This is a genomic window from Ramlibacter sp. G4-7 (genome assembly GCF_057784995.1).
On sequence record NZ_JBYNTT010000021.1, the window covers coordinates 48,264 to 70,697 of the forward strand.

Annotated in this window: 20 protein-coding genes; 12 read left to right on the plus strand and 8 right to left on the minus strand. The window is 70.5% G+C overall.

What is annotated here, in order from left to right:
• The first annotated feature begins 11 nt into the window (after positions 1-11).
• The 7 genes from AC3EGR_RS22505 to AC3EGR_RS22535 all read left to right on the plus strand — a co-directional run bounded on the left by AC3EGR_RS22505 (position 12) and on the right by AC3EGR_RS22535 (position 8,718).
• The gene (locus tag AC3EGR_RS22505; RefSeq protein WP_488548760.1) at positions 12-1,529 is read left to right on the plus strand and encodes a malonate--CoA ligase; all 1,518 of its coding nucleotides are present in this window, start codon (positions 12-14) and stop codon (positions 1,527-1,529) included.
• Positions 1,530-1,658: 129 nt separating this feature from the next.
• Positions 1,659-2,021 (plus strand): hypothetical protein, encoded by a 363-nt coding sequence (locus AC3EGR_RS22510; protein WP_488548761.1) that lies wholly within the window; start codon positions 1,659-1,661, stop codon positions 2,019-2,021.
• Positions 2,022-2,061: 40 nt separating this feature from the next.
• Entirely contained in the window at positions 2,062-3,093 is a 1,032-nt protein-coding gene (locus AC3EGR_RS22515; protein WP_488548762.1) for a chemotaxis protein CheB, read from the plus strand.
• Positions 3,090-6,326, plus strand: coding sequence for a CheR family methyltransferase (locus tag AC3EGR_RS22520; RefSeq protein ID WP_488548763.1), 3,237 nt, complete (start codon positions 3,090-3,092; stop codon positions 6,324-6,326). Before AC3EGR_RS22515 ends, AC3EGR_RS22520 begins: the two co-directional genes overlap by 4 nt.
• A gap of 104 nt (positions 6,327-6,430) precedes the next feature.
• Entirely contained in the window at positions 6,431-6,997 is a 567-nt protein-coding gene (locus AC3EGR_RS22525; RefSeq protein WP_488548764.1) for a chemotaxis protein CheB, read from the plus strand.
• A gap of 37 nt (positions 6,998-7,034) precedes the next feature.
• Positions 7,035-7,958 carry a cysteine synthase A gene (gene cysK / locus AC3EGR_RS22530; protein ID WP_488548765.1) on the plus strand — a complete coding sequence of 308 codons (924 nt, stop codon included), beginning with the start codon at positions 7,035-7,037 and terminating at the stop codon, positions 7,956-7,958.
• Positions 7,959-8,070: 112 nt separating this feature from the next.
• Entirely contained in the window at positions 8,071-8,718 is a 648-nt protein-coding gene (locus tag AC3EGR_RS22535; RefSeq protein WP_488548766.1) for a DUF4130 domain-containing protein, read from the plus strand.
• Here the strand turns inward: AC3EGR_RS22535 and AC3EGR_RS22540 are convergent, their stop codons facing one another.
• The 3 genes from AC3EGR_RS22540 to AC3EGR_RS22550 all read right to left on the minus strand — a co-directional run bounded on the left by AC3EGR_RS22540 (position 8,719) and on the right by AC3EGR_RS22550 (position 12,466).
• The gene (locus AC3EGR_RS22540) at positions 8,719-9,270 is read right to left on the minus strand and encodes a hypothetical protein (RefSeq protein WP_488548767.1); all 552 of its coding nucleotides are present in this window, start codon (positions 9,268-9,270) and stop codon (positions 8,719-8,721) included.
• 242 nt (positions 9,271-9,512) lie between these two features.
• Positions 9,513-10,058 carry a hemerythrin domain-containing protein gene (locus tag AC3EGR_RS22545; protein ID WP_488548768.1) on the minus strand — a complete coding sequence of 182 codons (546 nt, stop codon included), beginning with the start codon at positions 10,056-10,058 and terminating at the stop codon, positions 9,513-9,515.
• Entirely contained in the window at positions 10,055-12,466 is a 2,412-nt protein-coding gene (locus AC3EGR_RS22550) for an adenosylcobalamin-dependent ribonucleoside-diphosphate reductase (protein ID WP_488548769.1), read from the minus strand. Before AC3EGR_RS22550 ends, AC3EGR_RS22545 begins: the two co-directional genes overlap by 4 nt.
• A 122-nt stretch (positions 12,467-12,588) precedes the next feature.
• Here AC3EGR_RS22550 and AC3EGR_RS22555 point away from each other — a divergent pair, with 122 nt between their 5' ends.
• Positions 12,589-13,233, plus strand: a complete 645-nt coding sequence (locus tag AC3EGR_RS22555) for a LuxR C-terminal-related transcriptional regulator (RefSeq protein ID WP_488548770.1) — start codon at positions 12,589-12,591, stop codon at positions 13,231-13,233.
• Between the two features lie 129 nt (positions 13,234-13,362).
• Positions 13,363-14,055 (plus strand): Crp/Fnr family transcriptional regulator, encoded by a 693-nt coding sequence (locus AC3EGR_RS22560; protein WP_488548771.1) that lies wholly within the window; start codon positions 13,363-13,365, stop codon positions 14,053-14,055.
• A gap of 11 nt (positions 14,056-14,066) precedes the next feature.
• On the opposite strand, the gene AC3EGR_RS22565 is transcribed toward AC3EGR_RS22560, so the two are convergent.
• From AC3EGR_RS22565 to AC3EGR_RS22585, 5 genes are read right to left on the minus strand one after another with little or no spacing between them, the layout of a single operon-like run.
• Positions 14,067-15,215 carry an NnrS family protein gene (locus AC3EGR_RS22565; RefSeq protein WP_488548772.1) on the minus strand — a complete coding sequence of 383 codons (1,149 nt, stop codon included), beginning with the start codon at positions 15,213-15,215 and terminating at the stop codon, positions 14,067-14,069.
• On the minus strand, positions 15,212-16,312 hold the full coding sequence (locus AC3EGR_RS22570; protein WP_488548773.1) for a hypothetical protein: 1,101 nt from the start codon (positions 16,310-16,312) through the stop codon (positions 15,212-15,214). Before AC3EGR_RS22570 ends, AC3EGR_RS22565 begins: the two co-directional genes overlap by 4 nt.
• Positions 16,309-16,641, minus strand: a complete 333-nt coding sequence (locus tag AC3EGR_RS22575; RefSeq protein WP_488548774.1) for a metal-sulfur cluster assembly factor — start codon at positions 16,639-16,641, stop codon at positions 16,309-16,311. Before AC3EGR_RS22575 ends, AC3EGR_RS22570 begins: the two co-directional genes overlap by 4 nt.
• Positions 16,638-17,108: an RrF2 family transcriptional regulator gene (locus tag AC3EGR_RS22580; RefSeq protein ID WP_488548775.1), complete on the minus strand. Its 471-nt coding sequence runs from the start codon at positions 17,106-17,108 to the stop codon at positions 16,638-16,640. The genes AC3EGR_RS22575 and AC3EGR_RS22580 overlap by 4 nt, the downstream gene beginning before the upstream one ends.
• Before the next feature lie 10 nt (positions 17,109-17,118).
• A complete protein-coding gene (locus AC3EGR_RS22585; protein WP_488548776.1) occupies positions 17,119-19,392 on the minus strand; it encodes a nitric-oxide reductase large subunit in 2,274 nt (757 codons plus the stop codon).
• Between the two features lie 197 nt (positions 19,393-19,589).
• Between AC3EGR_RS22585 and nirK the strand changes: the two genes are divergently transcribed.
• The 3 genes from nirK to AC3EGR_RS22600 are packed head-to-tail and all read left to right on the plus strand — an operon-like array spanning position 19,590 to position 22,428.
• Complete coding sequence (gene nirK, locus AC3EGR_RS22590) at positions 19,590-21,065, plus strand: copper-containing nitrite reductase (RefSeq protein ID WP_488548777.1); 1,476 nt, start codon at positions 19,590-19,592, stop codon at positions 21,063-21,065.
• Positions 21,062-21,859 carry a formylglycine-generating enzyme family protein gene (locus tag AC3EGR_RS22595; protein ID WP_488548778.1) on the plus strand — a complete coding sequence of 266 codons (798 nt, stop codon included), beginning with the start codon at positions 21,062-21,064 and terminating at the stop codon, positions 21,857-21,859. Before nirK ends, AC3EGR_RS22595 begins: the two co-directional genes overlap by 4 nt.
• Positions 21,856-22,428, plus strand: coding sequence for an SCO family protein (locus tag AC3EGR_RS22600; RefSeq protein ID WP_488548779.1), 573 nt, complete (start codon positions 21,856-21,858; stop codon positions 22,426-22,428). Before AC3EGR_RS22595 ends, AC3EGR_RS22600 begins: the two co-directional genes overlap by 4 nt.
• Positions 22,429-22,434: the final 6 nt, after the last annotated feature.

A 22,434-nucleotide genomic window follows, 5' to 3' on the forward strand; every position in this document is an offset into this window, starting at 1 on the left:
AAGCATCCGACATGGACAACCGCAACCTGTTCGCGGCGCTGCGCGCCGCCTTCCCGCAAGACCTGGACACCGTCGCCGTCGAAACCGACAACGGCCTGGCCTACAGCTGGCGCGACCTCGAGCGCGGCACGGCGATGATCGCCAACTACCTGCAGTCCCTCGGCATCGAGGAGGGCGCCCGCATCGCCGTGCAGGTGGAGAAGTCCGTCGAGGCCATGATGCTGTACCTGGCGACCCTGCGCGCCGGCTACGTGTTCCTGCCGCTCAACACCGCCTACCAGAAGGCGGAGATCGAGTACTTCGTCGGCAACGCGGAACCCGCTGTCGTCGTGTGCACGCCGGCGAACTTCGGCTGGGTCAGCAAGATCGCCTTCCAGGCCGGCACGCACCACGTGCTCACGCTGGGCGACGACCGCAGCGGCTCGCTGCTGCAGCGCGCGGCCCTGCAGTCCGACCAGCAGCAGCCGGTGGAGCGCGGCGACGACGACCTGGCCGCCATCCTCTACACCAGCGGCACGACCGGGCGGAGCAAGGGCGCCATGCTCACGCACGGCAACTTGCGCTCCAACGCCGAAGTGCTCAAGACGTACTGGGGATGGCGCGAGGGCGACGTCCTGATCCACGCACTGCCCATCTTCCACGTGCACGGCCTGTTCGTCGCCATCCATGGCGCGCTGCTCAATGGCAGCAAGATGATCTGGTTCGGCAAGTTCGACCCGAAGAAAGTGATCGAACGCATGCCGGACGCGACGGTGTTCATGGGCGTGCCCACGCTGTACACGCGCCTGCTGGCCGAATCGCGGCTGAACAAGGTGGTGGCGCGCAACATGCGCCTGTTCATCTCCGGCTCCGCGCCGCTGCTGCTGGAGACCTTCAACGAATGGCGGGAGCGCACGGGCCACACCATCCTGGAGCGCTACGGCATGAGCGAGACGATCATGCTGACGTCCAACCCGTACGAAGGCGAGCGCCGCGGCGGCACGGTGGGCTTCCCGCTGCCCGGCGTGCAGCTGCGCGTGCGCGACGACCAGGGCAATGAGCCCGCCGCCGGCGAGATCGGCGGCATCCAGGTGAAAGGGCCCAATGTGTTCAAGGGCTATTGGCGCATGCCGGAGAAGACGCGGGAGGAGTTCACCGCCGACGGCTTTTTCCGCACCGGCGACGTGGGCAAGGTGGATGCGCGCGGCTACGTCACCATCGTGGGCCGCAGCAAGGACTTGATCATCAGCGGCGGCTACAACGTCTACCCCGCGGAGATCGAGGGGTATATCAACGAGATGGCGGGCGTCGCCGAGAGCGCGGTGGTCGGCGTGCCGCACCCGGATTTCGGCGAAGTCGGCGTGGCCATCGTGATCGCCAAGCCCGGCGCCGAACTCGAGCCGGAGGCGTTGATCGGGACGCTGAAAGACCAGCTCGCGAACTTCAAGATCCCGAAAAAGTGCTTCGTGGTCAACGAGCTTCCGCGCAATACCATGGGCAAGGTGCAGAAGAATCTTCTGCGCGAACAGCACAAGTCCCTGTTCGTGTGAATGTACGTATCCGTACATCGGCAGTCCCGCGCGGTGACTGTTACGCACTTACTTGAGGGGCATAGGCACATGGGTGTTCCCATCGCGGGCCAGGGTACGTAAACTGCACTTTCCCGCACCCGCCCCTTCATGTCCGCGACCCAAGCTCCCGCCCTCGACGCCATCGCGTTCCAGCTCGCCGCGGCCCTGGAGCAGTACGGCAACGACGTGGAGCGCATGGTCGATACCTGGCTGGACATGGAGCTGTACCAGCAAGTGAGCGACCAGGTGGAACACGTGCGGATGCTCAGCGCCGCACTGCCCCAGCTGAGCGTGCACTGGGTCGAGCTCCTCATCACCCATGCCGAGCTGGTGCACTCCCTGTGGCGGCTGCGTTTCCAGGAGGACGGGTCCGACCGCGCCAAGCTGCTCGCGGTGCGCGAGCGCCACGCGTCCTGCGTCACCTCCCTGCGCGGGCGCTGCCTGCGGCTGATCACGCGCAAGCCCGGCTGAGGCCGGCCCACGACGCGCGCCTGGCGGCGCACAATGGGCGATGGCGACCCCATCTCCCAATGACCGCCTGGTGGTGGTCGGTGCTTCGACGGGAGGCATCGCATCCCTGCTCACGCTTGCGCGCACCCTGCCGGCGGGTTTCGCTGCTCCCATGTGCATCGTGCAGCACATCGGAGTGAACCCCAGCATCCTGCCGGAGCTGCTGGCGAACAACGGGCCCCACCCGGCGCTGCATGCACGCGACGGCCAGATCCTGACGCCCGGCGTGCTGCACATCGCACCTCCCGACCACCACATGCTGGTGGAGGGCCGCCACCTGCGCCTGACCCGCGGACCGCGCGAGAACCACACGCGCCCCGCGATCGATCCCCTGTTCCGCTCGGCGGCGCTGGCCTGGGGCGCGCGGACCATCGGCGTGGTGCTCTCCGGCGCGATGGACGACGGCACTGCGGGGCTGGCCGCGATCAAGAACCGCGGCGGCTTCGCCATCGTGCAGGACCCCGCGACAGCCGAAGAGCCGGGGATGCCCGCCAGTGCCCGCGAGTGCGTGGACGTCGACGCCAGCTTGCCGCCCGAGGCGATCGGCCCGCTGCTGGCGCGCCTGGTGCAGCAAAGGCCGATGGCGGAACTGCCCGCGTCGGAGGAGCTGCAGCGGGAAGCGGCGATCAACCGCGACGAGGACCTGTTGCCCAACCTGGTGGCCATCGCCGCGCCTGCGGGACTCGGTTGTCCGGACTGCGGCGGCGGATTGTGGGAAGTGCGCGGCGGCCGGCCGCTTCGCTACCGCTGCCACACGGGGCACGCCTTCTCAGCCCGCAGCCTGCAGGAGGCGCAGGCGGGCGTTGCCGAAGCCGCCATGCGCGCGGGCGTGCGCGCCCTGCAGGAGCGCGAGATGCTCCTGCGCCGCATGGGTGCCGTGTCGCAGGCCACGGGCGAACCCGCCCAGGCCCAGGCGGCGCGCGGGCAGGCGGACCGCCTGCGGGCGCAGGTGCGCGAGCTGACCACGCTGGCGGCCGCGACCAACGACGCCCCCCACGAGGCCACGAATTATCATGAGCGGCCCCCGCCATGACCACTGAATTCGACCCCGACCACGCCGAGGAGCAACTCGGAAACCAGATGGACGCACCGGTCCCCTGGCAGGGCGATCGCTCGCTGCCTCTGGTGGGTATCGGCGCGTCCGGGTCGGCCCTGCAGCAGGTCCAGGCCCTGCTGCATGGGATGCCCGTGGACAGCGGCATGGCCTTCGTGGTCCTGCGCCACGATCCGCCGGATACCGTGGCGGAGGATTGGCATGCACCGCTGGCCGGCGCCACCAAGATGCCGGTCGTGCCGCTGGATGCATCGCACCGCATCCAGCCCGGCACGGTGTACCTGGTCCCGGCCGGCCGCGGCGTGCGCTCCATGGATGGCTCGCTCCTGCCCACGGACGGCGAGCTCGAGCACGGCCGCATGGTCATCGACCTGTTCCTGCGCAGCATTGCCGACACGCATGGCTCGCAGGCGGCTGCCGTGGTGCTTTCCGGCCCGGGGGCCGACGGGGCCATCGGTGTCAAGCGCATCAAGGAGCGCGGCGGCCTGACCGTGGCCCAGGACCCGGACGAGGCCCTGCTGGACGCGATGCCGCGCGCCGCGATCGGCACCGGCATGGTCGACTGGATCCTGCCCGCAGCCGACATGCCGCAGCGCCTGCTCGCCTACTTCAAGCTCGAGCCCCAGATCCACCTGCCGCCCGAGGACGGCGCCCAGTTGCTGGAGCTCACGCGCTCGGTTCCCGACGGGGACGCGCCCCTGCGCGACATCCTGACCCTGCTGCGCACGCGCACCGGCCGCGACTTCGCGCACTACAAGCGGGCCACCATCCTGCGGCGCATCGGCCGGCGCATGCAGGTCAACGCGGTGGAGACCCTGCCGCAATACCTGGACTGCCTGCGCACGCGCCCCGGCGAGCCGGGGGCGCTGCTGCAGGACCTGCTGATCACCGTCACGAACTTCTTTCGCGACGCGGCGTGCTTCGCCGCGCTGGAGCAGCAGGTCATCCCCCAGCTGTTCCGGGGCAAGGGCCTGCACGACACGGTGCGCGTCTGGGTCCCGGCCTGCGCGACGGGCGAAGAGGCGTACAGCCTTGCCATCCTGCTGGCCGAACATGCCCGCACGCTGGACGCGCCGCCGCTGATCCAGGTGTTTGCGACCGACCTGGACGAGGACGCGATCGCTGCCGCGCGCGATGGCATCTATGCCGAGGCGCTGGAGGCGGACGTGAGCGAGGAGCGCCTGCGCCGCTTCTTCGTCAAGGAGCACCGTGGCTACCGCGTGCGGCGCGAAGTGCGCGAGACGGTGCTGTTCGCGGTCCACGACGTGCTGAAGGACTCGCCCTTCTCGCGGCTGGACCTCATCAGCTGCCGCAACCTGCTGATCTACCTGACGCGCGAGGCGCAACGGCGCGTGTTCGACATCTTCCACTTCGCGCTGCTGCCGCAGGGCAAGCTGTTCCTGGGCTCGTCCGAGGCGGTGGAGGACGGCAGCCCCCTGTTCACCGTCCTCGACAAGAAGCACCGCATCTACGGCCAGCGGTCGGCGCTGCGCACGGGACTGCCCATTCCGTCGGCGCCCAGCACGCTGGTGCAGTCGCTGCACCTGCAGCATGACCTGAAGGAGGCGCCGGCCGTCGCCAGTCGCTCCTTCCCGCAGAACCTGCCGGGGGCGGTCCGCCCGCGTCCCCCCGCCGACCGCGTGGCGTCCTGGGGCGAGTTGCACCTGCGCCTGCTGGAGCACATGGCGCCGCCGTCCATCCTGGTCGACCACGAATACGACATCGTGCACCTGTCCCCCAGCGCCGGGCGTTACCTGCAGTTCAGCGGCGGCGAGCCCACGCGCAACCTGCTGCGCGCCGCGCCCGCCGCGCTGCGCATCGAGCTGCGCGCGGCACTGTACCGGGCCGCGCAGTCGAACGCCGTGGTCGAGGTGCCCTCCGTGCCGGTGGAGCTGGCGGGCCGGGCGGGAGGCCTGGTGTCCATCCGCGTCACGCCGGCGAGCGACATCGGCTCGGCCCTGTACCTGGTGGTGCTGCAGGAACAGGCCGCGTCCGTGCCCTCGCCGGAGCCCGAGGCGCCCCGGAGCGTCGTCGATCCCGTGGCGCATCACCTGGACCGCGAGATCGAACGCCTGAAGTCCCACCTGCGCGAGACCGTGGAGCAGTACGAGGCCTCGACCGAGGAGCTCAAGGCCAGCAACGAGGAGCTGCAGGCGATGAACGAGGAGCTGCGCTCGGCCACCGAGGAACTGGAGACCAGCCGCGAGGAGCTCCAGTCGATCAACGAGGAGCTCACGACCGTCAACCACGAGCTCAAGGGCAAGGTGGACGAACTGGGGCATGCCAACAGCGACATGCACAACCTGATGGACGCCACGGCCATCGCCACGGTGTTCCTCGACCGCCGGCTGCGCATCACGCGCTACACGCCATCGGCGGTGAGCCTGTTCAACCTGATCTCCACCGACATCGGCCGGCCCCTGACCGACCTCACGACCCACCTGCACTACCCCGACCTGGGAGCGGACGCCAACCGCGTGCTGGAGCGGCTGGTGCCCGTCGAGCGCGAGGTGGGGCAGTCCGATGGCAGCTGGTACCTGGCGCGGCTGCTGCCGTACCGCACGATCGAGGACCGCATCGCCGGCGTGGTGCTGTCCTTCGTGAACATCACGGAGCGCAAGCAGGCCGAGGAGGTGCGCCTGTGGCTGTCGGCCGTAGTGAACTCGACCACCGACGGCATCATCAGCTGCTCGCTGGACCAGACCATCCTGTCCTGGAACTCGGGCGCCGAGCGCATTTTCGGCTACACCGCGGAAGAAGCGATCGGCCAGCCGCTGTCGCTGCTCGGCCCGGCGGACGGCGAGCAGGCCAGGATGGCGGCCTGGATCGAGTCGGCGCAGCGCGTCGAGCACGTGGAGACGGTGCGGCGGCGCAAGGATGGCAGCGAGGTGCACGTGTCGGTCACGGTGTCCCCCGTGCGTGACCGCGAGGGCAAGCTGATGGCCGCCACGGCCATCGTGCGTGACATCTCCGCCGCGCGCGCGGCCGCCGAGGCGCTGCGGGCGAGCGACGAGAAGCTGCGCCAGACCATGGAGCGGACGCAGCAGGCCCTGCGCGAACAGCAGCTCGCCGCCGACGAGATCCGGCTGCATGCCGAACGGCTGCTGCAAGGGCAGCTCACGCGCGAGCAGAAGGACCTGGCCGAGGCGATCCGGCGCGACGCACTGCCCCTGCAGGACGCCATCCGCAAGCTGCTCGACGTCCCCGGCTGAACGGCCGCGGCGAGTGCTGGCCTCCCGCTCGGGCGAGGCCTACACTCTTGCGCGAGGCCCCCGTGAACGCTCCATGCGCACCCCGCCCACAAGCCTGCAGCATCGTGGCGCTCGTCACCTCCGCCGGCGGCCTCGAGGCGTTGTCGGCGGTGCTGGGTCCGCTGCCCGCCGGGTTCCCGGCGGCGGTGGTGGTGGGACAGCACCTGGGCGAGTCCAGCGTCCTGGTCGACATCCTGGCGCGCCGGCTCGCCCTGCCGGTGGCCTGGGCGGGCGAGGGCATGCGGCTGCGGCCTGGCCGGGTGTACGTCGGACCGCCCCACTGCCGCTTCGAGATCCGGCCCGACCTGACCTGCGCGGTGGCGCCCCTGTCCGGCGAGTTGCTCCGGGTCCGGCCGCTGGACCTGCTGCTGGAGTCGCTCGCTTCGGCCACGGGTCCGCAGGGCCTGGCGGTGGTACTCACCGGCACCGGGGAGGACGGCGCCAGCGGAGCGCGCGCGGTACGCGAGGCGGGCGGCCGCGTCATCGCGCAGAGCGAAGACACGGCCACCTTTGCCGGCATGCCGCATGCCGCCGTCGCGCTCGGCGCCGCGCAACAGGTGCTCCCGCTGCCCGCCATCGGCGAGGCGGTCATCGCCTGGTGCACGCCCGCCGCCAGCCCGCAGCCGCGATGAACACGCCACAATGTCCGCTTTCGCGCAAGGAGACGCCATGAAGGCTGCCAACATCCTCGAGACCATAGGCCGCACGCCGCACATCCGGATCAACCGCCTGTTCGGCGACCGGCACCAGGTGTGGGTGAAGTCGGAGCGCTCGAATCCGGGCGCTTCCATCAAGGACCGCATCGCGCTGTCCATGGTGGAGGCCGCCGAGCGCAGCGGCAAGCTGCAGCCGGGCGGGACCATCATCGAGCCGACCTCCGGCAACACCGGCATCGGCCTCGCCATGGTCGCGGCGGTCAAGGGCTACAAGCTGGTGCTCGTCATGCCGGACAGCATGTCCATCGAGCGCCGTCGCCTCATGCTGGCCTACGGCGCCAGCTTCGACCTCACGCCGCGCGAGAAGGGCATGAAGGGCGCGATCGCCCGCGCCCAGGAGCTCGCGGCGCAGACGCCCGGCGCCTGGATCCCGCAGCAGTTCGAGAACGCCGCCAACGTGGAGGTGCACGAGCGCACCACGGCGCGCGAGATCCTCGAGGACTTCCCGCAGGGCATCGACTACCTGATCACGGGCGTGGGCACCGGCGGGCACATCACGGCGTGCGCGAAGGTGCTCAAGGCCAAGTGGAGCAAGCTGCAGGTCTTCGCGGTGGAGCCGGTCGCATCGCCCGTGCTCTCCGGCGGACAGCCCTCGCCGCACCCGATCCAGGGCATAGGCGCGGGCTTCGTGCCCGCCATCATGGACACCTCGCTGCTGGACGGGATCATCCTCGTCGATGCAGAACCAGCGCGCGAGATGGCCCGGCGCTGCGCGCGGGAGGAGGGCATCCTGGTGGGCATCTCCTCGGGCGCCACGCTCGCCGCCATCGCGCAGAAACTCAAGGACATCCCCGAGGGAGCGACCGTGCTCGGTTTCAACTACGACACGGGCGAGCGCTACCTGTCCGTCGAAGGCTTCCTGCCCGCCGCGACCTGACGCAGGGCCCGGAGTTCCAGGGCCGTTTGCGACAAGTGAAACCAAGTGCCCCCGCAAAGGGCACGGGGCGCGCACAATGCTGGCGTCTCCTCACGGGAATGCAGTGACCACCGTGCAAGTTCCACTGTCCGACCAGGTCGACGTCGCTGGCTTCCACACCGAAGCGACGCGCCTCCTGGCCCAGCAGGTGCCCCCGGGCGACGTGCACTGGAGCGCCGCGCCTGCCCAGGGCGTGAGCGAGGAATGCCTGGACGAGGACCGCGCCGCCATCCGCAACCGTGCCGCGCGCGCGATCATCCCGCAGTCCTTCGTCCGGATGAGCGAGCTCGTGGTCCTGCACCGCGACGCGGACCGGTTCGACCTTTTGTACCGCACGCTCTGGCGCCTCGTCTACGAGCCGGAGCTCAAGCACGATTTCGGCGACGCGGACATGGCGCGCCTGCGGCAGATGGCGCAGGCCGTGCGCCGCGACGTGCAGAAGATGAAGTCGCGTCTCGCCTTCCGCACGCTGGCCGTCCGGGGCGAGGACACATCCGTGGCCTGGTTCGAGCCGGCGCACTACGTCTGTGAAATCGTGGGCGCCTGGCTGGCCAAGGCGCAGCCGGGCAAGAAGTGGATCCTGCTCACCCCCGACCGCAGCCTGCGCTGGGACGGCGCCAAGCTGCTCAGCGCTCCCGCGGTCGCTCCGGCGTGCCAGCCCATGGCGGCGCGCGCCGACGCGGAGTGGGCGCAGCTGCTGGAATCCCTGCCCTGGGTGTGATCAGGTGCCGGGGGTGGTCATCCCCGTCTCGCTCGAGAAGCTGAAGTCGCTGCGCGTGTGGCGCCATTCGGTGTTGGCGTCGCCGATCAGCTCGCGGCAGCGCAGGAACAGCGTGTCGAGGGCGGCGTCCTGCGTGTCGCGCAGCTGGTGGTAGCGCGGGTCCGCGTAGTAGGGCCGCTGGTGCCCCGCGTGCGTCATGCGCAGGATGTTCTCCTCCCACAGGTACTGCATCAGCTCGCGGTGCGTCTGCAGCAGCTGCACCATCAGCCTGGACAGCTCGGGGAAGAATTCGTCCTTGATCTGCACGGCCTGTGCGAGCGCGGCCGGGATGCTCAGGCTCTCCGGGTCGCGGTGCAACAGCGGCTCGTCGCGATGCCAGTCGATCCAGGCGGTGTACGCCTTCAGGCAATCCATCAGCCGGTAGCCGGCCGCACGGCGCCGGGCCGCACGGCGCACGAACCGCACGCGCACGCGCCACAGCGCGAACGCGACGGCCAGGCCGAGGCCCACCAGGATCAGCGGGAGGAGATTGTCGAAGCGATCGGCTGGCATGGCGTAGACACCCTGGGTCGGGGGGCATGCGGGACGGCACGGCGGCCATTGTCTTACCGGGCTTCCGGGTCACCTGCCGGCAGCGCCGGGCGGTGGAACGAGCGGGATGGCCGGTAGCGCGCTGGCTGCCTTGCTTACATCATGCACGCTGCGGGCGGATTTTCCTCACAAAATTACGCGAACCGGACGGTCCCGACGGGGCATTGACCGGCGCGCACCGGTCGGGCAGGGCGGGCGCCGTCTCAGCGGCCGCCGCGCCGGCGCATCATTTCCTCGCCCATCGCGGCCTGGCGCGCGGAGTCCAGCAGCGCCTGGGCGGCCGGGTAGGCGGTGTCCTCTTCGGCGCGGATGTGCGCGTCGTACAGGCCGGCGAAGGCATCCAGCCGCGCCTCGTCGTCCGGCGTCAGCTCGACGGCCGCCTCGGACAGCCGCACCAGCACCTGGCGCGCGTCGCGCCAGCGCGCTTCCATGGCCAGGTGGTCCTGCTGCAGGCGACGCACGACGGCGATGAGGGCGGGGTCCCCGGCTGCGAGCAGCGGCGGGAACACGTGCAGTTCCTCGTCCAGGTGGTGCTGCGGCGCCGCCAGGTCGAAGTAGCGCATCACGTCGCGCGCCGCCTGCCGCGCCTGCTCGTCATTGCCTTGCGCGCGCACGTGCTGGCGCACTCGCGCGAGCAGGGCGAGCATGCGGCCCATGCGCTCGTGGCAGGCCGTGAGCATCCCGAACGGCTCCTCGAAGCCGGCGGCCGGCGGGGCCACCAGCGAGGACAGGCGGATCGGCTGCGTCATCCGCAGGCGCCCACGTGGCCGCACTGGGTGCAGAAGTCGCAGCCGTCCTTGCGGATCATGGCGTGCGCGCCGCACTCGGGGCAGCGGGCGCCGGCCATGGTGGGAGCCGCTTCGGTGGCGGCCGCCGGCGGCGTCGCCAGGGGTGCCACGGGCGCGCCCTGGCGGCGGGCGATGATGTTCTGGATGGCGTAGGCGATCGCCGCCACCTCCGAGTCGTGCCACATCGGCACGGCGGTGCCGTCCGCCTTCGCATAGGTGCCCAGCCGCACGGGCCCGCGGTCCCACGCGACCTTGCGCATGTCGGCCAGCGCCCGCTCGAGGAAGCCGCCGCGCGCGGCCAGCGACAGCAGGCGCATGCTGGAGGTGATCCACTGCTGCGACTCGCCGTTCTGGCCCACGGGCATGAAGAACTCGATGGCGCGCTCGCGGCCGTCCGCCACGGGCAGGAAGGACACGACGATGTAGAGCGTCTGCCGGCCCTGCTGCGTCCAGTAGTCGATCTTCTCCACGACGCCGGGCAGCTGCCCGGGCGGGCGCCGCTCGATCGTGGCGCGCATGGGGTCGGTCCTGCGCCGCTCCACCTCGGGCGTGGGCGCCGCCGGCTCGCCGGCCGTCGTCGACAGCACCGAGCCGAGGATGTCGTTGGGACGGTAGGTGGCCAGGCCCTTGAGCCCCGCGCGCCAGGCTTCGAGGTACAGGCCCTGGAAGTCGGCGTACGGATAGTCGGCCGGCACGTTGACGGTCTTGGAGATGGCGCTGTCGATGAACGGCTGCACCGCCTCCATCATCGCCAGGTGCCCGGAGGCGCTCATCTCCAGCGCGGAGACGAAATAGGGCGGCAGCTTGTCCGTGTCGCCGCCCAGCGAGCGGAACAGTCGCCACGCATGGTCTTCCACCGTGTACTCGCTACGCGAGCCGTCCGCCTCGCGCTTGCGGCGCGTGTAGGTCCAGGAAAAAGGCGGCTCGATGCCGTTGGACGCGTTGTCGGCGAAGGCGAGGCTGACCGTGCCCGTGGGCGCGATCGACAGCAGGTGGCTGTTGCGGATGCCGTGCTGCCGGATCCGGGCCTTGAGCGTTTCGTCGAGACGGCTGGCGAAGGTGCCGGCTTCCAGGTACTTGTCCGCGTCGAACAGGGGGAAGGCGCCTTTTTCCCGGGCCAGTTCGACGGACGCGCCGTAGGCGGCATCGCGCAAGGTGCGGGCGATGCGTGCCGCCATTTCGCGGCCGTCCTCGGCGTCGTAGCGCAGGCGCACCATGGCCAGCGCATTGCCCAGGCCGGTGAAGCCGACGCCGACGCGGCGCTTGGAACGGGCTTCCTGCTGCTGCTGCGGCAAGGGCCACCAGGTCAGCTCCAGGACGTTGTCGAGTGCGCGCACCTGCACGGCCACCACCTTGGCGAAGCGCTCGAAATCGAAGGCCGGCGCGCCGCCGAAACCGAAGGGATGCGTGACGAAGCGCGTGAGCACGATCGGGCCGAGATCGCAGCAGCCGTACGGGGGCAGCATCTGTTCGCCGCAGGGGTTGACGGCGCTGATGTGCTCCGCGTACCGCAGGTTGTTGTCGCGGTTGATGCTGTCCATGAACAGGATGCCCGGCTCCGCGAAGTCGTAGGCCGAGCGCATCACGGTGTCCCACAGCTGTTGCGCGGGCAGCGTCCGGTACACCCACAGGCCGTCCGCGCGCAGGTGCGCTCCCTGGGCGAGCAGGGCCGCGCCCGGCTTCTTCGCGTGGACCAGCGCCCAGTCGCCGCCCGCCTGCAGGGCGCGGATGAACTCGTCGCTCACCGCGACCGACACGTTGAAGTTGTTCCAGCGGCCGGGCGTGCGCTTGGCCGTGATGAACTCCAGCACGTCGGGGTGGTCGATGCGCAGCACGCCCATCTGCGCGCCCCGGCGCGCGCCGGCGCTTTCCACCGTGGCACAGGAGTGGTCGAACACGTCCATGTAGCTGCACGGTCCCGAGGCCAGCGAGGCAGTGGCCCTGACCTCGGCGCCGCGCGGGCGGATGCGCGAGAAGTCGTAGCCCACCCCGCCGCCGCGGCGCATGGTTTCCGCCGCCTCGCGCAGCGCTTCGTAGATGCCCGGGTAGCCCGCGTCGTCGCGGCCCTGGATGGAGTCGCCCACGGGCTGCACGAAGCAATTGATCAGCGTCGCCTGCAGTCCGGTGCCGGCGGCGCTCATGATGCGGCCGGCCCCGATGGCGCCCGCCTGCAGGTTGTCGAGGAAGCGCCGCTCCCATTCGGCGCGCACGGGCTCGGCCTCGACCGAGGCGAAGGCCCTGGCCACGCGGCGCATCACGTCGGCTTCCGAATGCTCGCCGTCCTTGAGGTACTTCTCGCGCAGCACGTCGACGCTGATGGCCTGCACGGGCAGGGCCGGCACGGCGTTCGGGGAGGGATCGCGCTTCATGGGGACAGCATAGACCGTCGCGCTTGGGCGTGCATGACGGGGTGCCAGTGCGCCGATCGCCCGCCAGGACGGCCCCGTGGCGCGGCGCCGCGGACTATCATCGGATTGCTCCGGAGCTTCGCATGCACTCCGTTGTCATCATCGACGACCACGACATCGTCCGCCTCGGACTGGAAGCGCTCTTGTCGCGCGCGCCGGACCTGCGGGTGGTCGCCTCGGTGGGCACGCTCGGCGAAGGGGTCGAGCGCATCGTGCGCCTGCGCCCCGAGCTGGTCATCAGCGACATGGGGCTGGGCGACTCCGCCGGCCTGCAGACGGTGCGCACGCTGGCGCACGTGCAGGCGCCGCGCCGCCTCCTGATCGTCACCATGCAGGACGAGATGCTGTACGGCCAGCAGGCGATCGCGCTCGGCGCGGACGGCTTCCTGATGAAGGGCTGCGTGCAGGACAACCTGCTGCCCGCGGTGCGCGCCCTCCTGCATGGCAACACCTGGGTGAGCCCGCAGCTCGCCGCCCGCATGATGAACCGCCACCTGCGCCGCAACGAGGCCGTGCGCAAGGAGGCCGCGGGCGGCGCCGAGGCATCGCTGAGCGTGCGCGAACTGCAGGTGATGGAGCTGCTGCGCGAGGGCAGGACCACCAAGGAGATCGCGGGGCAGCTGCAGCTGAGCGCCCGCACCGTCGACATCCATCGCGCCAACCTGAAGAAGAAGCTGGGCCTGCGCACGGGTGCGGAGCTCATTGCCTTCGCCTCCAGCCGTATGTAGGAGGAGGCCTCCACAGTACTGACCTGTCTTAGGTACAAGTACATAGCGCGCTGCCCAGCCACATGCCCATCATCGCTCTTCCGTTCCAGAACGACACCGCGTCCGCAGCGCGGCCCAGGGGGAGAAAGCATGGAGTGCATCGCCGAGCCGGCCGCCGACCGCGGCCAGCCCGACACTGACGTCGTAGCCGCAGCCGCAACCGCCGTCACCAGCAGCGGGGTGTCCGCCGCCCTGTGCATGAAGTGCGAGGTGCGCGCCGCCTGCCTCGGGAACATCGCGGCGGAAGCGGGCACTGCGCAGCTCAAAGGCATCCTCGCGGGGCGGGTGGCTCTGCAGGTGCGGGAAGTGCTGCAGCCCGAAGACCGCCTGGCGACGGTGTACGCGGTGCGCAGCGGCGCCTTGCTGTCGGCCACGCTTGGCGAGGACGGAAGGCAGGTGGTGGGCTTCCACTTTCCCGGAGAGCTCGTCGGGGCGGACCGCATGATCGCCGGCGGCCAGCGCGTCACCGTCAGTGCCATGGCGGACAGCCAGGTCTGTGCCCTGCGCCTGGCGCCGGCCGGCAACGAGACGCCGGGTGCCCGGGCCATCCTGGCCCGGCTGTGGGACATGATGAGTTGCGAGCTGGTGCGCGGTCGCGCGCACCAGGCCATGCTCGCCGCGCTGCCGCCGGGCCAGCGCGTCAGCGCCTTCTTCGCCAGCGTGCGCACGCGCCTGCGCAGCCGTGCGCCCCTGCGACTGCCCCCGGCGATGGGCGCCCGTGAAATCGCCAGCTACCTGGGCGTCGCCCCCGAACTGGTCGAGGCCGAGCCGTTGCGGCCCTGACCCGGCGAGCATCAGCCAGGCAGCCCGTCCAGCCGCGGGCGGGTGAGCACCTTCCAGTAGGCAAAGACATAGACCGCGAATCCCGCGGACCACAGCACGCCGGCAACGAGCACCGCTTCGCCCAGCAGGGCCGGGGCGGCGAGCGGCACCAGCACGCGCACGAAGCCGGCCGCCGCGACCAGCACGTAGGCCGCCACGTCGCACCCGTCGGCGCGCAGCGGCCGGCCCGTGTGCCCGCGCGCGGTGCGGGTCATCATGCCGATGACGAGGCCGCCGATGGCGCCCACCGTGAGCGCATGCGTGGCCGGCGAAGGACCCATCCAGCCGAGTGCCGCGCAGGCGCGCAGCGCCAGGTGCGCCGGAATCCAGGCGTAGGCGAGGTGCAGCACCCACACCAGGGGCGTTGCCAGCGTTTTCCAGGGTCGCCAGAGCGTCCAGCGCGCCGCGTGTGCCGCGGCAGCGAGCGCAGCAATCGCGGCGGTCGCGGCCATTGGCAGCTGCAGCACATCGGCCGCCAGCAGCGCGAGGACGGAGCCGAGCGCGAGCTTCTCCAGCACGGCATGGCGCTCCGCGCCCGCGCCGGGAACGCCGTTGTTGGTGAACATGGGGATCACCCGGCCGCCCATCACGCAGACGATGAACAGCATCACGTCCAGCGCCAGTTGCAGGCTCGCCCACGCAGGCAGCGCCACTAGCCCGAGCTGGTTCAGGTGGATGGAGAGTGTCGCCAGCCCCAGCAGGGCCAGCAGGGCAAGGAAGAAGTAGTTGCGGCGGTTTCCGGCCGCGACGAAGGGAATGGCCAGGGCGAGCGCCGCGGCGAGCGGAAAGGCAGTGTTCGCGACGGCCGCTGCCCGGCCCCAGGGCGTGAGCACGAGCACTCGCCCCAGCACCCACAGCAACGCGAGGGCGGCGAGCGTCCCGCCCGTGGGCGTGGGCCGGCCCGTCCAGTTGCGACCGGCCGTGAACAGGAAGCCGACGACCACGGCCAGCGTGAAGCCGAACAGCATCTCATGCGCATGCCACAGCGGGCCGGACAGGTAGGGGGTGCCGAGGTGGCCCGTGAACTGCAAGGACCACAGGAGGATGGACACTGCCGCGAAGGTGCTGGCCAGCAGGTAGAAGGGGCGGAAGCCCAGTTGCCACAGGGGAGAGCGCGTCATGGGAGAAGGGGTGGGGAATTGCGCCCGCCATGGCGACGCCGCCACGCGAGGGCCGCGGCCGCGACCGTCAGCGCGAACAGTGCGATCGCGAGCGCATTGAACAGCGCGCCGCTGCGTCGCGCCGCGAAGCTGGACAGCCCCGCGACCAGCCGCAGCAGCAGCGAGGCATGCAGCGCGGCCAGCGGCAGGTAGAAGAAGCCGCCGAACTGCAGCTTGACCCGCGCGATGGCGGGCAGGATGACCGGCGCGTGGCCCAGGATCATGCTCACGAGAAAGCCAAGGCCGAGCGCGTGCAGGGCCAGGTCGCGTGCGGGCCAGCCGAGGGCGGTCGCCGCCCAGGCGCCGCCGCCGGCAGCCAGCCAGGCATAGCCCGCCAGCAGGCAAACGGCCATGTACCGGGGCAATCCTGTAGCGCGCACCGTACGGCGCGCGATGTCGAAGGCGAACAGCCAGGCGGCGAGGCCCGACAGCGCGGTCCCGAACAGCACGCCCGCGGCCACCGGTGCGAACGAGGAAGTGCCGGCGCCCAGCAGCAAAAGCGTGGCAAGTGCGACCAGCGACGCTTGCGAACCCGGGCGCCGTCGCATCAGGCGGGTCATCTCCAGGCGCTCCGCGGCCACGGTCAGGACGAGGAAGGCGAACCACCAGGGCAGCACGGCCACGGGCGGGGCTCCCACGGCGAACAGGAGGTTGCCGGCGGCCCAGGCGCAGGCGCTCGCCAGCAGCAGCGCGGTGTGCGGCGCGCGCTGGCGCCGCAGCAGCAGGACATTCACCGCGACGAAGGCGGCGCCCGCGGCCACCAGCAGCCCTGCCCCGACGGAGTTCGCGCCGTCCAGCAGGAGCAGTCCGGCCGCGCCGGACAGCAGGGGCGGCGCCCAGGCGGGACGGCTGCGCGCCGCGACCGCGCGCTCGATCCCGACCACCGTGCCCAGGAAGCCGCACATCATGAGGGCGGCATGGGCGAGCGCGGCGCGTGCGAGCCATGCCGCATCCGTCGTTGCGATGCCGACACGGAGCAGCCCGCCGGCGATGCCGGCCAGCAGCGAAGCGGCAACGCAGGCGAGCAGCGCCGCGCCGACGAGGCGGCGCGCGTTCACCAGCCCATGAAGGCGCGGGCGCGCGGGCTCATCCGCTGCGGGGTCCATGCCGGCTCCCATACCAGTTCGACGTGGATATTCAGCTGCGGCGACATGGTCTCGTCGAGCGCGTTCTCCACGTCGTCCACGATGACGTCAGTGACCGGGCAGGCGGCGGAGGTCATGGTCATGCGGACGTCCATGCGGCCATCCGCCACCCGGACGCCGAGCACCAGGCCCACGTCCACGATGTTCAGGGCGACCTCCGGGTCCACCACCTTCTCCAGCGAGCGCACCAGCGCGGGCAGCAAGTCCGGCGGTCCCTCGTAGGCGAAGCGCGGCTCGTTCATGCCGCTCTTCCTGCCCGCCGCGTCGATGGCGGCGGCGCGAAGAACAGGACCTGCGCCAGCTGCTCGCGGTTGCCGGCCAGGTCCGCGAGCGTGTACCGGTCCAGCACCGCCTCGAAGGCGGCCACGGCCTCGCGCAGCACGCCGCGCAGGCGGCAGTCGCGCGTGATGCGGCAGTTGCCGCCGCCGGCGCCGAAACACTCCACCACCACCGCTTCTCCCTCCGTCGCGCGGACCACCTCGCCCAGCACGATGCGCGCGGGCGGCAAGGCCAGCTCCATGCCGCCTCCCTTGCCGCGGACGTTCTTCAGCCAGCCTTGCTGCCCAAGGAAGTGCACGACCTTCACCAGGTGATGCTCGGAGATGCCGTAGGCCGTGGCGATCTGCGCGATGGTCGCGCGCCGACCCGCCCCGGCGGCCAGGTAGATCAGCACGCGCAGGCTGTAGTCGGTGAAAGCGGTGAGTTTCATCGCGTTGCCGTCACTGCGCCGGGGCCACCTCGCCGGCCGGCACGGTCGTCCGCGCCTTGCGGCGACCCAGCAGCCGCAGCGTGTAGACCGCCAGGCACAGGGCTCCGATCGAGAACAGGATGTCGCCCGGCACGCGCAGCCACACCAGCGTCTCCATCACCGGCGAGTGGATGATTTCGGCCGAGCGGGCGTACCACAGGCCCTGCGTCATGCTGGCCCAGGCCTGGTAGATGCCGGCGGGCACCAGCGACAGGAACACCATCATGGCCAGGCCGATGTTGAGGCCCCAGTACGCCGGCTTCAGCAGGGCGTCCGAGTGCAGGTTGCGGGCGTAGAGGCCGCGCAGGCAGAACAGCATCAACCCGATGCCCAGCATGCCGTACACACCGAAGAGCGCGGCGTGGCCGTGCGCCGCGGTCATGTTGAGGCCCTGCACGTAGTACAGCGAGGCCGGCGGGTTGATGGCAAAGCCCAGGAGCCCGGCGCCCACGGTGTTCCAGAAGCCCACCGCGACGAAGCACAGCACGGGCCACTTGTAGGCGGCCAGCCAGGGCGTGTCCTGCGAGCGCCGCCAGTTCTGCAGGGCTTCCAGGCCGATCAGCGTCAGCGGCACGACCTCGAGCGCCGAGAACACGGCACCGACGGCGATGACGGACGTGGGCGTGCCGGTCCAGTACAGGTGGTGCAGCGTGCCCAGGATGCCGCCGAAGAGAAACACAATGGTCTCGGCGACGATGGCGCGGTTGGCGCTCGACGCCCGCACCAGGCCCAGCCGCGTGAAGAGCAGGGCGATCACCGCGGTCGCGAACACTTCGAAGAAGCCTTCCACCCACAGGTGCACCAGCCACCAGCGCCAGTACTCGATCATCGAATAGTGGGTGTGCCGGCCCCAGGCCAGCGAGCTGGCGTAGAAGCCGCCGATGCAGGTGGCCGACAGGAACACCATGGCGATCAGGCCGCGGCTTTCCGACGGCGTCTTCAGCGCCGGCCACAGGGCGCGGCCCAGGAGGACGGCCCACAGGATCAGCCCGACGAACAGCAGGATCTGCCACACGCGGCCCATGCTGGTGAATTCCAGGCCCTGGTTGCCGATCCAGAAGCTGAACTCCACGCCCTGGTGCTGCAGGTGTCCGAGCCAGCCGGTGGCGGTAGAGCCCACCACGATCACGAGCAGCGCGTAGAAGAGGAAGTCGACGCCGATCTGCTGAAACTTCGGTTCCCTGCCTCCGAGCAGGGGCGCGATGTAGAGACCGGTGGCCAGCCAGGCGGTGGCGATCCAGAAGATGCCGACCTGGGTGTGCGCGGTGCGGCTCACCACGTAGGGCAGCACTTCCGCCAGCGGAATGCCGAAGAAGGACTGGCCTTCGACGGCGTAGTGCGCGGTGACGGCGCCCATGCCGATCTGCAGCAGCAGCAGGCCGACCACGACGAAGAAGTACTTGCGAACGGCCTTCATCGAGGGCGTGGCGATGACGCCCAGCAGCGGGTCCGCCCTGGGCGGGCGCGCTTCTTCCTCGTGCTTGCCGGCGCCGTGCAGCCACAGCATGGCGGCGATGCCGGCGAGCAGCAGGATGATCGAGACCATCGACCACATGGCGGCCGACGTCGTCATGGTGTTGCCCACCAGGGGCTCGTGCGGCCAGTTGCTGGTGTACGAGAGGCCGGTCTCGCCGGGCCGGTCGGTGGCGGCGGCCCAGGCGGTCCAGAAGAAGAACGCGGTGAGCGCCTCGCGGTCGGACGCTTCGGGAACGTTGCCTTCCGTCATGGCGTACTGCTCGCGCAGCTGTGCCAGGCGGGGGTCGGTGCCGAACAGGCCGGCGTAGTGGCCCGCGGTTTCGCGGATGGCCTGTGCGCGCAGGTCGCTCACCGTGACCGTGCCGCTCTGCGCATCATGGGTGTTGCGCCGCATTTCGTCTTGCAGCGCCGCCCGCACGGCGCCGCGTTCGGCGGCCGTCAGCCTGGCGGCGTCGACCGCGAGCGACCTCGCGCGCAGCTTCTGCAGCGCCTCGGCCTCGCGGTGCAGCCAGTCGGCCGACCAGTCGGGGGCGACGTAGGCGCCGTGGCCCCAGACGCTGCCCTGTTGCTGGCCGCCGCTCGCCAGCCACATCTGCTGGCCGCGCTGGATCTGCTCGCCCGTGAAGAGCGTCTGGCCGCTGGCGGTGACAACCGCCTGCGGGATGGGCGGGGCCGACAGGTAGATCTGCCAACCCAGGTAGCCGAGGGCGCCGAAGGACAGCACGAAGATCAGTGCCAGCCAGCGCCAGAGTTTGCCGTTGCGTGTCATGGATGGATGCTCCCGGTCAGAAGGTGTATTCCGAATGCACCTAATGTCAGCGAGCGTTGCGCACGCTGTTTTGACCAGGATCAAGGTCCGCGCGGGAACTTCGATCGCGCGCGACGACTTGACGCCGGTCAACGCGGCGGCGTGCCGCGCTCACTAAGGTCGACCGCGATGCAGCTACAGCATCCGGAGGAAAGAACATGAAAGTCCTGAACCTGGCGCGCACGCTGCTCCTTGCAGCCGGTGCCGGCCTTGCCCTGCTGGCGACCGCGGCGCCCAAGGCGGTCGATGGCGACTTCGGTCCGCCGCGCGGCGCGCCGATCAAGGCCATCCTGACCAGCCCGCCGCACGTGCCGCCACCAGTGAACCGGAACTACCCGGCCAAGGTGATCGTGGACCTGGAGGTCGTGGAAAAGAGCATGCAGATCTCCGAAGGCGTGAACTACACCTTCTGGACCTTCGGCGGCAGCGTCCCGGGCAGCTTCATTCGCGTCCGCCAGGGCGACACGGTGGAATTCCACCTGAAGAACCACCCGGGCAGCAAGATGCCGCACAACATCGACCTGCACGGCGTGACCGGCCCCGGCGGCGGCGCGGCGTCCAGCTTCACCGCGCCCGGGCACGAGTCGCAGTTCACCTTCAAGGCCCTGAACGAAGGCATCTACGTCTACCACTGCGCCACGGCGCCGGTGGGGATGCACGTGGCCAACGGCATGTACGGCCTGATCCTGGTGGAGCCGCCCAACGGCCTGCCCAAGGTGGACCGCGAGTACTACGTGATGCAGGGCGACTTCTACACGACGGGCAAGTACCGCGAGAAGGGCAACCAGCCCTTCGACATGGAGAAGGCCATCGACGAGAAGCCCACCTACGTGCTGTTCAACGGCGCGGAAGGCGCGCTCACCGGCGACAAGGCCATGACGGCGAAGGTCGGCGAGAAGGTGCGCCTGTTCGTCGGCAACGGCGGGCCGAACCTCGTCTCCAGCTTCCACGTGATCGGCGCCATCTTCGACCAGGTGCGCTTCGAGGGCGGCACCAACGTGCAGAAGAACGTGCAGACCACGCTGATCCCCGCGGGCGGAGCGGCCGTGGCGACCTTCACGGCGCGCGTGCCGGGCAGCTACGTGCTGGTGGACCACTCCATCTTCCGCGCCTTCAACAAGGGGGCGCTGGCCATCCTGAAGATCGAGGGCGGCGAGAACAAGGGCATCTATTCGGGCAAGGAGCTCGATGCCGTGTACCTGGGCGATCGCGCCGGGCCCAACCTCGCCGCGGTGACCCAGGCGACGCAGGCCGCCGCCGCCGGCAAGCTCACGCAGGACGAGCAGGTCCAGGCCGGCCAGGCGCTGTTCGCCGGCACGTGCTCGGTGTGCCACCAGTCGGACGGCAAGGGCATGCCCGGCGTGTTCCCGCCGCTGGCGAAGTCCGACTACCTCGCGGCCGGCCTGCAGCGCGCGATCGACGTGGTGCTGCACGGGCTCTCGGGCAAGGTCACTGTCAACGGCCAGGAATACAACTCCGTGATGCCGCCGATGAACCAGCTGAACGACGACGAGGTCGCCAACATCCTCACCTACGTCGTCAACAGCTGGGGCAACGCGGGCGGCCAGGTTTCCAAGGAGGACGTGAAGAAGCGCCGCGCCGAAAAGCCCGCGCTGAAGGCCCAGGCCGAGTGACGGGGGTGACGGTGCGCTGGCTGACCTTGCTCGCCGCGCTGGCCGCCTGCGTGCCGCTGGCGCACGCGGCGCAATACGCGGCGCTGCCCGGCGGCCGCTTCGAGAGCGTGCTGCCGCAAGGGCCGGTCGCCACGGTGTCCGAGCCGGTGCAGCTGCAGCCCTTCGCGATGCGCGTGCTGCCGGTCACCGTGGCGGAGTACGCGGCTTTCGTGCGGGCGCACCCGGGGTGGCAGCGCGGGCAGGCGCCGGCGGTGCTGGCCGATGCGCGCTACCTGCTGCAGTGGCAGGCGCCGGCGAACCCGGGTGCAGCCCTGCGGCCCCAGTCGCCCGTTACGCAAGTGAGCTGGTTCGCGGCCAGCGCGTTCTGCGAGGAGGAGGGCGGCCGGCTGCCCACCTGGCTGGAGTGGGAATACGCCGCCGCCGCCGATGCACAGCGCGCGGATGCGAGGCGCGACCCGGCGTGGGCGCGGCGCATCCTGGCCTGGTACGAGAAGCCCGGTGGCGAGGCGCTCGCGGCGGTCGGCGGCGACGCCAACTTCTACGGCATCCGCGATCTGCACGGCCTCGCCTGGGAGTGGGTGGACGATTTCAACGCGCTCTTCATCGCCGGCGACAGCCGCACCCAGGGCGATCCGGACAAGCTCAAGTTCTGCGGCGCCGGCGCCATCAACATCATCGATCGCGACAGCTATGCGGTGCTCATGCGCATCGCGCTGCTGTCCTCGCTCAACGCGGCGGACAGCACCGGGACGCTGGGCTTCCGCTGCGTGCGCCCCGCGAAAGGACAACCATGATCACAAGCTGCACGCGGCGCGCGGCGCTGCTCTCGCTGGGCGCGTTCGCCGCGCTGCCCGTGCTCGCCGCCGCTCCCGGCGATTCCGTCTACCGGCTGGACGCGGCGCTGAGCGACCAGGACGGCCGCGCGTTTTCGCTCGCCTCCCTGCAGGGCAGCCCGGTACTCGCCAGCATGTTCTACACCTCGTGCGACATGGTCTGCCCGATGATCTTCGAGACCGTGCAGGCGACCCTGCGCGCATTGCCGGCCGACGAACGCAAGGACGTGCGGGTGCTCATGGTGAGCTTCGACCCGGGGCGCGACACGACCGAGGTGCTGAAGAAGACGGCGCAGGCGCGCGGCTGCGACGGCCAGTGGCTGCTCGCCCGGGGCGACGAGGCGACGGCGCGCAAGGTGGCGGCGGTGCTGGGGATCCAGTACCGGCGGCTCACCAACGGCGAGTTCAACCACTCCAGCACGATCGCCCTCCTGGACCGGCAGGGCCGCATCGCCGCCCGCTCGGGCAAGCTGGGCAGCGTCGACCCGGCGCTGGTCGGCGCCGTGCGCAAGGCAGTGGCGCTGGCCTGAAGGCAG